This is a genomic window from Rathayibacter sp. PhB127 (assembly GCF_003751665.1).
GTDB lineage: Bacteria > Actinomycetota > Actinomycetes > Actinomycetales > Microbacteriaceae > Rathayibacter > Rathayibacter festucae.
Genome location: NZ_RKHW01000001.1, coordinates 1,171,762 through 1,183,992 on the forward strand (window position 1 = coordinate 1,171,762; position 12,231 = coordinate 1,183,992).

Consider the following 12,231-nt stretch of genomic DNA (forward strand, 5'->3'; position numbering starts at 1 on the left):
CGGCGGGCGGCTCGGCGTGCGGCTCAGCGGGCGGTCAGACCGCGCGCCACGTCCTCGGCCGTGAGCAGCTCGCGCGGCGGCTCCGCCCGCGCTCCGGCCGCGCCGAGGACGTCGACGGCGGCGAGGGCGTCGAGGTCCAGACCCGTCGGCCCGGCCAGGCTCGACACCGCGACCTGGAAGGTCCGGTAGGCGCCGAGCGGGGCGAGGCCCTCGCGGTCCTCGCCGTCGACGATCCGCCGCACCAGCGCGGTCTGGTCGAGCAGGTACGCGCTCGCCGCGAGGGTCGTGCCGTCAGGGCTCCAGGCCGCGATCTTCCAGAAGCGCAGCGGGATGCCGATGCCGCGGTAGACCGGGTCGCCCTCCGCCAGCACCGGGCCGGTGAAGACGTCGATCCGGGCGCGGTTCGCCTGCGCGTACTCGAGGACGAGGTCCTCGAGGCCGAGCCAGAGCTCCTTGGACTGGTTGAAGCCGCTCGCCTGCGGCGCCGCGTTCGTGTAGCAGAAGCTGTCCACGTTGCCGGCGCGCGCCTCGGCCGGCTCGCCCCAGACGGGATCGCGGCGGCGGACGAGGTGGCCGCGGTCGAAGTCGTTCCGCGCGTACACCTCCGGCCCGGTCTGCTCGCTCGCGGGCACGCGCTCGTCGAGGTGCCAGTCGTCGCCGCGGCCGAGGTCGAGCAGCCGCGCGCCGTCGATGTTCACCGCGGTCGAGAGCGCGAGCCGGCGCTCCGGGTCGAGGAGCACCTCGAAGTGCGTGTACGGCAGCTGCCGCACCACGCGGTCACCTGAGGGACGGGGCGCCGCGAGCGGGGCGCCCAGGAAGCCGGGATCGAAGCCGCTCACTGGTCGACCTCCGCCGTCGGGGTGGTGGTGGGCGTCGCGGTCGGCAGCGGCGTCGGAGTCGCGGTCGGCTCCGCGGTGGGCTCGGCCGTGGCGGTCGGCGCCGTGGTCGCCGTGGGAGCGGGCGCCTGCGTCTCGGGCGCGGGCACCAGGGCGCCGTTGCTCACGAGCAGCGTGATGCTGGAGTAGCGGGCGATCGTCGTCCCGGCGCCCGGGTCGGTGCCGGCGACGGTCCCGGCGGGCGTCGCGGAGTCGACGGTGGCGCCCTCCTCGACGTCGAAGCCGAGGTCCTCGAGCACCTCGGTCGCGTCGTCGACGGACTGCCCGGCGACGTTCGGCACGGCGATCTGCCGGCCGTTCAGCAGCGCGCTGCTCGGCTCGGCGAAGTCGTCTCCGCCGTACTTCTCGTCGGCGGCCGTCATCACCCTGTTCCAGATGTAGTGGCGGATGTTCGACGCGTAGGGCCGCGACTCCAGGTCCGAGTTCGGGAAGCGGACCTCGCGCATCGAGACGTGGCCGTCGATGTTGCCGACCCAGACGACCGTGGCGACGCGCGAGCTGGCGCCGTCCATCCAGGTCGACTCCGCGTTGTCCGTGGTGCCGGTCTTACCGATGTGCTCGATTCCGTCGTCGGGATCGGACTGGGCGGCGGTTCCCGAGGTGACGACGCGCTGCAGAGCGTAGTTCGCGACGGCCGTCAGCTCGGGCGAGAGCGCCTGGTTGCAGGTCGACGTCGGCGGCTGGACCGCGGTTCCGCTCGCGTCGGTGATCGAATCGATGGCGATGGCCGAGCACGCCGATCCGTTGTTTGCGAAACCGGCGAAGGCGGTGACCATCGAGAGGGGCGAGATGTTCGAGTCCGAGCCGAGGACCGAGGACGGCTTCACTCCGAGCTGGCCGCCGTCGGCCGCCTTGACGCCGAAGGCGGCGGCCTGGTCGCGGATCGCGCAGAGGTCGAGCTGTTGCGCCATGGCGAGGTACGCCGTGTTGATCGACTGCATGGTTCCGGCCAGGACGCTGAAGGTCCCGTTCTCATCCTCGTCGTTGCCGACCTTGTAGGGCGTGTCGTCTTCACCGCCTGGAACACAGCTGGCGGGGAAGCCTTCGAAGGTGCGGATCCGCCCGTTGACGGTCTCGAAGAGGGTGTGGCCGTTGGCGAGCCACTGCGCGAGGGTGAAGACCTTGTACGTCGACCCCACCTGGAAGCCGGCGGAACCGCCGTAGGCCGTGTCGGTGTTGAAGTTGATCGCCGAGAAGTTCGCTCCGTTCACGGAGCCGGCGGCGTCGTAGTCCTTGTTCTGCACCATCGCCAGGACGCGGCCCGTGCCCACCTCCATCGAGACGGTCGAGCTGCCGATGTTGACGTCGTTCGTGGGCACCTTCGGCACCGCGGCGTTCGTGGCCGCCGTCGCGACGTCCTGGAGCTCGCGGTCGAGCGTCGTGTAGATCTTGTAGCCGCCGCGCTGGAAGTTGGCGAAGCGGGTGTTCTCGTCGTCGCCGAAGGCGGGGTCGTTCTGGATGACGCGGGTGACGTAGTCGCAGAAGAAGGCGGCGTTGCCGGCCTGCTGGCAGCCCGTGGGCGTCTCCTTGATCGCGGGGACGACCTCCTCGGCCACCGCCGCGTCGTGGTCGGCCTGCGAGATCTTCCCCTCCTCGAGCATCCGGCCCAGGACGTAGTCGCGCCGGACCTTGTTCTCGGGGATGTTCTCCGGCTGGTCGATCCGGAGGCCGTTGGGGTTGTTCACCGTCGCGATCAGGCTCGCGGCCTGGGCGAGCGAGAGCGTCGCCGCTGTGCTGGAGAAGTAGTACTCGGCCGCGGCCTGGATCCCGTAGACCTGCCCGCCGAAGCCGGCGATGTTGAGGTAGCCGAGCAGGATGTCGTCCTTGCTGTACTTCTTCTCGAGGTCGACGGCGAGCTTCATCTCCTTGAGCTTGCGCGCCGGCGTCGTGGCGGTCGCCTCGTCGTAGGCGGCCTGCGAGGCGGCGGCGTCGGTGTCGCTGAGCGCCTCGGCCTTCTGCACGAGGACGTTCTTGACGTACTGCTGGGTGATCGAGGACCCGCCCTGCAGATCGCCGCCGACCACGTTGCTCAGCACCGCGCGGATCGTGCCCTGCAGGTCGACGCCGCCGTGCTCGTAGAAGCGCGGGTCCTCGGTCGAGACAGCCGCGTCCTTCACGAACTGGCTGACCTGGTCGAAGGCCACCTCCTCGCGGTTCTGCGCGTAGAAGGAGGCGAGGAGACCGTCGGTCCCGTCGGCGTTCTTCGCGTAGATCTCGGTCTTCTGCGCCAGCTGGCCCAGCTCGAGGTACTCGGGCACGGTCTCGAAGAGGCCGATCGGGTTGTTGGCGGCGAGCCCGGTGACGGCGAGGGCGGGAGTGACGCCGACGGTGATCAGCAGCCCTCCGGCCAGGCTCGCTCCGACGACACCGAGGACGCGGGCGAGCACGCCGCTGCGGGCGGTTCCTTGCGCAGACATGGCTACGAGAGTAGGCGACGAGTCTGTACCGGCGGTGCCGCGCTGCGCCGCGTCGGCTCGGAGTACGGTGAGCGGATGAGCCGGCAGCAGCGATGAGCACCTCCGAAGGCACCGCGACGAGCCGCCCGCGCGCGGTCCTCGTGGTCGCGATCCTCGCCTCCTTCGTGGCGTTCCTCGACGGCACCGTCGTCAACGTGGCACTGCCCGCGATCACCCGCGAGCTCGGCGGCGGGCTCGCCGTGCAGCAGTGGGTGGTGGACGGCTACCTGATCACCCTCGGCGCGCTGATCCTGGTCGCCGGCTCGCTGGCCGACCGGATCGGGCGTGCCCGCAGCATGACGATCGGTCTGATCGGCTTCGGCGTCACCTCGCTGCTCTGCGCGCTCGCGCCGACGGCGGAGGTGCTGATCGTCGCCCGGATGCTCCAGGGCGCCGCCGGGGCGATCCTCGTGCCCAGCTCGCTCGCGCTGATCATCGCGACGGTCCACGGCGCCGCGCAGGCGAAGACCATCGGCGCGTGGACCGCGTGGACGGGCACGGCGACGATCGCGGGCCCGGTGATCGGCGGGCTGCTCGTGGACGCCGGCTCCTGGCGCTACGTCTTCGCGCTCAACCTCCTCCCGATCGCGGTGACGCTGCTGCTGCTGCGCCGGCTCGGCCACGTCGACTCCGGCACCCGGGTGCCGATCGACGGCGTCGGCGCGGTGCTCGGCGTGATCGGCCTCGGCGGCCCGGTCTTCGCGCTGATCGAGCAGGAGCGGCTCGGCTTCGGGAACCCGCTGGTGCTCGTCGCCCTGATCGGCGGTCTGGCCGCCCTGGTCGCCTTCGTGCTCTGGGAGCGGCGGACGCCGAACCCGATGCTGCCGCTCTCGCTGTTCGCCTCGCGCAACTTCACGGTCGGCAACGTGTCGACGGCCTTCATCTACGGGGCGCTCTCGTTCGGCTTCTTCGCCCTGGGTCTCTACCTGCAGCAGGGGCTCGGCTTCTCGGCCACGCTCGCCGGCCTCGCCACGCTCCCGCCGACGATCCTGCTCCTGCTGCTCTCGCAGGTCGCCGGCGCGCTGACAGCGCGGTTCGGGCCGCGGCTCTTCATGGGCGTCGGCCCGCTGGTCGCCGGCGTCGGCTTCCTGCTGCTGGCCGGTGTGCGGCCGCCCGCCGACTACGTGACGCAGCTGCTGCCCGGCATCCTGCTCTTCGGCCTCGGCCTCGCGATCACCGTCGCCCCGCTGACCTCCACCATCCTCGGCGCGGTCGACAGCCGGCACAGCGGAGTCGGCTCCGCGATCAACAACGCGGTCTCGCGGATCGCCGGGCTGGTCGCGATCGCCGCCACCTCCCTGATCGTCGGCGACACGCTCGACGCCGAGGGCTTCCGCCGCGCGGCGATCGCGACCGCCGTGCTGCTCTTCCTCGGCGGGCTGGTCTCGCTGCTCGGCATTCGCAACCCGGTGCGCGACGCGGAGCCGACGGCCGCGCGCTGACAGGTCGGCCGCCCCGGACGGCTCAGCCGTCCAGCTCGGCGACGTCGTAGCCGAAGATCGCGCCGTCGGCGTCCTCCTCCGCGATGCCGGCGTAGGCGAAGCCGAACGGGTTCTCGCCGTCGACGATCGCGTTGTAGATGCCGTCGAAGGAGAAGCGGCCGGTCACCGGATCGACCGGGGTGAACCGGCCCGCGTCGCGGCGGAGGTCGACGCGCTCGTTCGGCTCCGAGAAGTTCACGAAGGCCTTCGAGGGCATCGGACCGCGCGAGATGGTGACGGTGCCGGTCAGCGGCGGGAACTCGACCCGGTCGCCGACGCGGGTCCCGCGGTACTGGCGGGGGTTGAAGACGATCGTCCCGGTGATCTCGGTGGTCGAGGCCGCGGCGCCGGGGGAGGCGAGGGCGGCTCCGACCACGGGAGCGGCCCAGGCGCCGGCCAGCACGGTGCGGCGGCGGAGGGCGTCGGCGGGGGTGGGGGCGTCGGTCATCGGTGTCTCCTGTCGAAGGGCGCCTCCCAAGGGGCGCCGGCTCTGGCCGGGGATCGCGCGGATGCTGCGGGGCCGTCCTCAGTCTTCGTCGTGCTCCGCGCGGACTCACCCGGGCCGTGGCGACCGCCTGTGCCCCTTTCGAGGGTCGAAGGCGGCGTGGAAGTGTCCGTCAGTCGTCGGACAGGGGTCCCGTGTCGAAAAAGGTTGTCGCTACATGGAATACTCGATCCGTCGATGCGCTTGCATACATCGGACGGGGACGAGCTTCCCGCGCGATTCACACTCTCGAGGAGAAACCATGAGCGACACCACCACCATCCCCGGATACCGCGCCGGCACCTGGGTCATCGACCCCACGCACAGCGAGGTCGGCTTCAGCGTCCGCCACCTGATGATCAGCAAGGTCAAGGGCAAGTTCGAGCGCTTCACCGCCACCTTCACCACCGGTGAGAACCCGCTCGACTCCAAGGTCGAGGCCACCGCCGAGGTCGCCTCCATCAACACCAACGAGCCCAACCGCGACGGACACCTCCGCACCGGCGACTTCTTCGAGGCCGAGAAGTACCCCTCGATCCACTTCGTGTCGACCGCGGTCCGCGCGAACGGCGACGACTTCCTCGTCGACGGCGAGCTCACCATCAAGGACGTCACCAAGCCCGTGACCTTCGAGGTCGAGTTCGGCGGCTTCGGCTCCGACCCCTACGGCAACTACAAGGCCGGTCTGACCGCCAAGGCGACCATCGACCGCACCGACTTCGGTCTCACCTACAACGCCGCCCTCGAGACCGGTGGCGTGCTCATCGGCGAGAAGGTCACCATCACGCTCGACCTCCAGGCCGCGCACCAGGCGTAGTCCGTCCCCCCACGACCGAGGCCGCCCCTCCCCACCCGGGGAGCGGGCGGCCTCCGTCGTTCCAGGCCACCCCTCCGCCACTCCACCCCTCCGCCACCCCGGCACCTCCGGCTCGCGAAACCACCTCATGCTCGCGATTCCTGCCGGTTCCCGCGTGCCGAGGCGGTCTCCGCGAGCCGAACCTCCGGCGGGAGGATCTCCGGCTCGTGATTCGCCCTCCGGCTCGCGATTCCGCCCCGTTTCCGCGTGCCGCGACGGTTTCCGCGAGCCGAACCTCTGGCGGGAGAACCTCCGGCTCGTGATTCCGCCCCGTTCCCCGTGCCGAGGCGGTTTCCGCGAGCCGAACCTCCGGCGGGAGGACCTTCGGCACGCGAAATCATCTCCGGCTCGTCGTTCTGCGCGGTTTCCGCGTGCTGAGGACGTTTCCGCGAGCCGAACACGTCAGGCGCGATGAGCTTCGGCTCGTGATTCGAGCTCCGGCTCGTGGTTCTGCGGGGTTTCCGCGTGCCGGGGCGGTTTTCGCGAGCCGAACCTCGGGTGGGAAGCCCTCCGGTTTGCGATTCGACGGTCGGCTCGCGAAATGCTCTTCGGCTTGTCGTTCTACGCAGTTTCCGCGTGCCTGGGCGGTTCTCGCGAGCCGGAGCTTGGGCGGCGAGGCCTTCGGCTCGCGATTACGCGTACGGCTCGTGGTCTGGCGGGGTTTCCGGGTGCCGAGGAATGTTCGGCGAGCCGGAGGTCCGGCGGGAGGATCTTCGGCTCGTGATTCGACCTCTGGCTCGCGGTTCCTCACGGTTCCCGCGTGCCGAGGTGGATTCTGCGAGCCGGACTTCGCCGTCGAGCAGCTTCGGCTCGCGGAATCAGCTCCGGCTCGTCGTTCTGCGCGGTTTTCGCGTGCCCAGGCAAGTTTCGCGAGCCGAAGCTCGGGCTGCGGGAGTCGCGGCTCGCGATTCCACGTCCGGCTCGTCGTTCCGCACGGTCTCCGCGTGCCGAGGCCGGCTCTGCATGCCCGAGACCCGCGCGTCGGCACGGCCGTGCCGCACCGGGCTAGAGGATGCCGAGCTCGGTCAGCTGCTCGGAGATGCCGGCGCCGTCCGGGGCGTAGACCCACGGGGTGCCGCTCGTCTCCGAGAGGTCGGCCGCCTTCGAGCGACCGCCCGCGAGCACCGCCTCGCCGTTGGAGAGCTGGCGGATCGCGATCGCCGCGACCTTCTCGGGGTGCTCGTGCGCGAAGTCGGAGTAGATCTCCTCGTCGTGCTGCCCGTCGTCGCCGACCAGCAGCCAGCGGACGTCCGGGAACTCCGCGGCGAGGCGGCGGAGGTTCTCCTCCTTGTGCTGCTTGCCGCTGCGGAACCAGCGGTCGTGCGTCGGCCCCCAGTCGGTCAGGAGCAGCGCCCCCGCCGGGTAGAGGTGCCGCGACAGGAACCGCGTCAGCGCCGGCGCCACGTTCCAGGCGCCGGTGGAGAGGTAGATGACGGGCGAGCCCTGGTTCTGGCGGGAGAAGCGGTCGAGGAAGACGGCCATCCCCGGCGTGGGCATCCGCGCGTGCTCGTCGAGCACGAACGTGTTCCAGGCGGCGACGAAGGGCCGGGGGAGCGCCGTGACCATGACCGTGTCGTCGACGTCGGACACGACGCCGATCCTCGCCTCCGGCCGCACGATGAAGACGGGGGCCTCGACCGGCGCGCCGCCCTCGACAGTGAGGGTGATGCGGTGCCAGCCCGGCTCGAGCGTGATCGGGATGTCGGTGTCGATGACACCGCCGCGATCCGCGACCATCCGGTGGCTCTGCCCGTCGACCGAGACCGAGACGACCGCGCCGCTGATGTAGAGGCTCGTGAAGCTGCGCCAGCCGCGGACGCTCTCCACGGGCTGGACCTCCTCCGCCCCGGGCGGGGTCGGCCGGGTGTAGAGGACGCGCGCGAGCACGCGGAGCTGCTCGGTGGTGCCGTAGCCGGTGTAGGGGATGATCCGCGGCACGTAGCCCTTGCGCGTCACCCGGCGCATGCGCAGCGCGTGGATCCGGTCCTCGATGCGTGCGGCGCGGTGCAGGACCTCGGCCGCCCCGGCGCTCATCGGTTTGCTCTCAGGCGTCAGCGGCATCCGCCCAGTGTGCCAGACGGCCCCGGGAGCCGGTCGCCCCCGTCCGGCGGGCGCCGCGCTGCACCGGTGGAGGGACGCCGGTCCGGCTCAGTCCTCGACGGGCTCGATCAGATCCGGCCCGTTGCTGCCCACCGTGCCGACCGCGGCGCCGACGCGGTGCACGTCGAGCTCCTCGGCCAGCTCGGCCGCGCCGTCCGACGCCGCGCGCAGCAGCGAGCCCTCGCCCGCGGTGAGCGGGTCGAGCCAGTCCTCGATCAACTCCGGCTGCAGCAGCACGGGCATCCGCTCGTGCACCTCGGCCACCGCTCCCGCGGAGGGGCGCGTCAGGATCGTCGCCGACAGCAGCCACGGCGCCCCGGGCTCCGCCGAGCGCCACCACTCGTACAGCCCGGCGAACAGCACGAGCGCGCCACCGCCCGGCGACACGAAGACAGGTGCCTTCACGCCGTCGGCGCCGACCCGCCACTCGTACCAGCCGGAGGCCGGCACGATCGCCCGTCGCGCCGCGAAGGACTCCCGGAAGGAGGGCTTCTCGGCGACCGACTCGATCCGCGCGTTGAAGAGCGGCGCACCGGACGGATCCGCGGCGGAGCGCGGCACCAGGCCCCAGCGCGCGCCGGCCAGGCGGCGGCGCGGCGGCTCGCCCTCCTCCACGCCCTTCATCGACTCCGCGACGACGGCGATCCGCTGCGTCGGCGCGATGTTCCAGGACGGGCCCGGAAGATCCGCGCCGGGCTCGTCGATGTCGAAGAGCGCGACCAGGTCGGCGCTGGTCTGCGAGAGGACGAAGCGTCCGCACATGGGTCCTCCTGGGGTGCCGCTGCGCGCCCACCCTACGCGGGGCGAAGAAAGCGAGAGACATTCGGTGATTCGACGCGAACGGCACGTCCGCGTGCGTACGATTGTAGAAACCGATACCGAAGGAGCTTCGCCGTGCCGCTTGGAAACCTCGTCGATCGACCTTTCGGAGAGTCGCCTCAGGTCCGCAACGAGCCGGTCCAGGTCCGCAGCGCGGCCCGGCTGGCCTCCCTCCTCGACGCCGCCGCGGCCGTGGTCGACGAGGTCGGCTTCGACCGCCTGACCACCGCGATGGTGGCCGAGCGCGCGGGCGCCGCGATCGGCACCGTCTACCGCTACTTCCCCGACCGCATCGCCGTGCTCCAGGCCCTGCGCGAGCGCGCGCTCGAGCGCTTCCGCAAGAAGGTCATCACCGACATCCGCGAGAAGCACCCGGCGGACTGGTGGGGCGCCGTCGACTGCGCGGTCGACGCGTTCTGCGAGATGCACCGCACCGAGGCCGGCTTCCGCTCGATCCGCTTCGTCGACACGATCCACGCGCCCGAGGTCGCGGGGGAGGCGTTCGAGGCGGGCTTCTTCGCCCGCCGCTTCGCCGAGATCCTCGCCTCCGAGTACGGCCTGCCCGGCGGTGCCCAGCTGTCGTTCCGCCTCGAGGTCGTGATCGAGGTCGCGGACGCGATGCTCACCCGCGCCTTCCTCATCGACCCGGCCGGCGACCAGCGCTTCATCGACGAGGCCCGGGTGCTGCTGCGCAACTACCTCTCGATGCACTACGGGCCGATCGAGGCCTGACCGCGACGGCCGCCGGCGGCCTAGCTCTTTCCACGCTCGGGTGCAACACTGCGCCATCCGGGTTGGCACGCGTCTCCGAATGATGTTTTGCTGATCGCCAGGTTCTGACCGGGACCACGGGACAGGGAAGAGCAGGACCGTGATCGAATTCCGCGGAGTGAGCAAGCAGTATCCGGACGGCACGCGGGCGGTGGACGACTTCTCGCTCGTGCTGCCCTCCCGGCAGACCACCGTCTTCGTCGGCTCGTCCGGCTGCGGCAAGACGACGATCCTGCGGATGATCAACCGCATGATCGAGCCGACCGGCGGCACGATCGAGATCGACGGCGAGGACATCTCCAGGCTCCCGGCCGTCTCGCTCCGCCGCCGCATCGGCTACGTGATGCAGAACTCCGGTCTCCTGCCGCACCGCCGGGTGATCGACAACATCGCCACGGTGCCTCGGCTGAACGGCGTCGCGAAGAAGCCCGCCCACGACCGCGCGCTCGAGCTGATGGACACCGTCGGCCTCGACCGCTCCCTCGCCACCCGGTACCCGAGCCAGCTCTCCGGCGGTCAGCAGCAGCGCGTCGGCGTCGCGCGCGGCCTCGCCGTCGACCCCAACATCCTGCTGATGGACGAGCCGTTCGGCGCCGTCGACCCGCTCGTGCGCGCCGACCTCCAGCGCGAGACGCTCCGCCTGCAGCGCGAGCTCGACAAGACGGTCGTCTTCGTCACGCACGACATCGACGAGGCGTTCCTGCTCGGCGACCAGGTCGTCATCCTCGAGAAGGGCGGCCGGATCGCGCAGAAGGGCTCGCCCGCCGAGATCCTCGCGAACCCCGCCAGCGAGTTCGTCGCCGGCTTCGTCGGCGCCGACCGCGGCAAGCGATCGCTGTCGATCGAGGAGCGCGACGGCGCCCGGATCGTCGTCGACGGCGACGGGCGGCCGACCGGCGTCCTGCGCGCGCAGGACGGCGTCGGCGCGTGAACTGGGTCGTCAACAACACCGATCAGATCGTCGCGAACCTGCTGGCGCACCTCGCGCTCTCGGTCCCGCCGATCCTGCTCAGCTTCGTGATCTCGCTGCCGTTCGGCTGGGTCGCCAACCGCTACCGCTGGAGCCGCGGCACGCTGCTCACCGGACTCGGCGTGCTCTACGCCATCCCGTCGCTGGCGATGTTCATCCTGCTGCCCGCGCTGCTCGGCATCCCGTTGCGCTCCACCGCGAACGTCATCATCGGCCTCACCCTCTACGGCATCGCGCTGATGGTGCGGACCACCTCCGACGCGCTCTCGGCGGTGTCGGAGGACGTCACCCAGTCGGCGACGGCGATGGGCTACTCGGCCTGGGCGCGGTTCTGGAAGGTCGAGTTCCCGCTCGCCGGTCCCGTCCTGCTCTCGGGCCTGCGCGTGGTCACGGTGAGCACGGTCAGCCTCGTGACGGTCGGCGCGGTGCTGGGCATCCAGAGCCTCGGCCTGCTCTTCACGGACGGCTTCCAGCGCGGCATCCAGGGCGAGATCATCACCGGCATCGTGCTGACCATCGTGCTGGCCCTCGTCCTCGACGGGCTCCTCGTGCTGCTCGGGCGCCTGCTCATGCCGTGGACCACCCTCGACCGGAGCCGCTCCCGCCGCAGGAGCGCCGCGAGCGCGAAGGCGGTGACCGCATGAACCTCATCGCCCAGGCCTTCGCCTGGATCGGCGACCCGGCGCACTGGGAGGGCATCTACGGCATCCCGACCCGCGTCGCGCAGCACCTCGGCATCAGCCTCGTCGTGCTGGTGATCGCCGCGGCCATCGCCATCCCGCTCGGCTACCTCATCGGCCACACCGGCAAGGGCAAGGGCATCGCCGTGCCCGTCGCCGGCGGCCTCCGCGCGCTGCCCACCCTGGGCGTGCTGGTGCTCGCGGCGATGAGTCTCGGCCTCGGCCTGGGCGCACCGCTGATCGCACTCGTGATCCTGGCGATCCCGTCGATCCTCGCGGGCGCCTACTCCGGGCTCGAGGCGGTCGACCGCCGCACCGTCGACGCCGCGCGCTCCGTCGGCATGACGGAGTGGCAGATCCTGGCGAAGGTCGAGATCCCGCTCGGCCTGCCGCTGCTGATCGGCGGTCTGCGCGTCGCGGCCCTGCAGATCATCGCCACGGCGACGCTCGCCGACTACATCGGCGCCGGCGGTCTCGGCCGCTACATCTTCCAGGGCGTGAAGGCGGGCGACTACCCGCAGATGCTCGCGGGCTCGATCATCGTGATCGTGCTCACGCTGCTCAGCGAGGTGCTGTTCGCGGTCCTCCAGCGGATCGCCGTGCCCCGCGGCGTCGTGCTCGGCCTCGGCCGCGCCTCGACCGAGCGCACAGGTTTCCGCGCGTCGTCATTCCGACGCCGCGCGGTGGTGGGAATCCCCATCGACGAAGGGAAATAAGA

The 12,231-nt window shown here is 71.2% G+C and carries 11 protein-coding genes; 6 read left to right on the top strand and 5 right to left on the bottom strand.

Features of this window, described 5'->3' with window-relative positions; all coding sequences use genetic code 11:
* Nucleotides 1-23: 23 nt before the first annotated feature.
* Nucleotides 24-839: a DNA/RNA non-specific endonuclease gene (locus EDF22_RS05645; RefSeq protein ID WP_123703035.1), complete on the bottom strand. Its 816-nt coding sequence runs from the start codon at nt 837-839 to the stop codon at nt 24-26.
* The gene (locus EDF22_RS05650; RefSeq protein WP_148059121.1) at nt 836-3,313 is read right to left on the bottom strand and encodes a transglycosylase domain-containing protein; all 2,478 of its coding nucleotides are present in this window, start codon (nt 3,311-3,313) and stop codon (nt 836-838) included. Before EDF22_RS05650 ends, EDF22_RS05645 begins: the two co-directional genes overlap by 4 nt.
* 92 nt (nt 3,314-3,405) lie before the next feature.
* On the opposite strand from EDF22_RS05650, the gene EDF22_RS05655 reads away from it, so the two are divergent.
* On the top strand, nt 3,406-4,794 hold the full coding sequence (locus EDF22_RS05655) for a DHA2 family efflux MFS transporter permease subunit (RefSeq protein WP_123703039.1): 1,389 nt from the start codon (nt 3,406-3,408) through the stop codon (nt 4,792-4,794).
* Between the two features lie 22 nt (nt 4,795-4,816).
* Here EDF22_RS05655 and EDF22_RS05660 read toward each other — a convergent pair whose 3' ends face one another.
* The gene (locus EDF22_RS05660) at nt 4,817-5,281 is read right to left on the bottom strand and encodes a hypothetical protein (RefSeq protein ID WP_123703041.1); all 465 of its coding nucleotides are present in this window, start codon (nt 5,279-5,281) and stop codon (nt 4,817-4,819) included.
* A 298-nt stretch (nt 5,282-5,579) separates the two neighbouring features.
* Here EDF22_RS05660 and EDF22_RS05665 point away from each other — a divergent pair, with 298 nt between their 5' ends.
* Nucleotides 5,580-6,134, top strand: coding sequence for a YceI family protein (locus tag EDF22_RS05665; protein ID WP_123445585.1), 555 nt, complete (start codon nt 5,580-5,582; stop codon nt 6,132-6,134).
* 1,044 nt (nt 6,135-7,178) lie between these two features.
* On the opposite strand, the gene EDF22_RS05670 is transcribed toward EDF22_RS05665, so the two are convergent.
* Nucleotides 7,179-8,234: an App1 family protein gene (locus EDF22_RS05670; RefSeq protein ID WP_123703043.1), complete on the bottom strand. Its 1,056-nt coding sequence runs from the start codon at nt 8,232-8,234 to the stop codon at nt 7,179-7,181.
* Between the two features lie 87 nt (nt 8,235-8,321).
* Nucleotides 8,322-9,035, bottom strand: a complete 714-nt coding sequence (locus EDF22_RS05675) for an SOS response-associated peptidase (protein WP_123703045.1) — start codon at nt 9,033-9,035, stop codon at nt 8,322-8,324.
* Nucleotides 9,036-9,167: 132 nt separating this feature from the next.
* Between EDF22_RS05675 and EDF22_RS05680 the strand changes: the two genes are divergently transcribed.
* From EDF22_RS05680 to EDF22_RS05695, 4 genes are all read left to right on the top strand, one after another.
* Nucleotides 9,168-9,824, top strand: a complete 657-nt coding sequence (locus EDF22_RS05680) for a TetR family transcriptional regulator (protein WP_123445588.1) — start codon at nt 9,168-9,170, stop codon at nt 9,822-9,824.
* 139 nt (nt 9,825-9,963) lie between these two features.
* Nucleotides 9,964-10,794 carry an ABC transporter ATP-binding protein gene (locus EDF22_RS05685; RefSeq protein ID WP_123445589.1) on the top strand — a complete coding sequence of 277 codons (831 nt, stop codon included), beginning with the start codon at nt 9,964-9,966 and terminating at the stop codon, nt 10,792-10,794.
* Nucleotides 10,791-11,477 (top strand): ABC transporter permease, encoded by a 687-nt coding sequence (locus EDF22_RS05690; RefSeq protein ID WP_123703047.1) that lies wholly within the window; start codon nt 10,791-10,793, stop codon nt 11,475-11,477. The genes EDF22_RS05685 and EDF22_RS05690 overlap by 4 nt, the downstream gene beginning before the upstream one ends.
* Nucleotides 11,474-12,229: an ABC transporter permease gene (locus EDF22_RS05695; RefSeq protein ID WP_123703049.1), complete on the top strand. Its 756-nt coding sequence runs from the start codon at nt 11,474-11,476 to the stop codon at nt 12,227-12,229. The genes EDF22_RS05690 and EDF22_RS05695 overlap by 4 nt, the downstream gene beginning before the upstream one ends.
* Nucleotides 12,230-12,231: the final 2 nt, after the last annotated feature.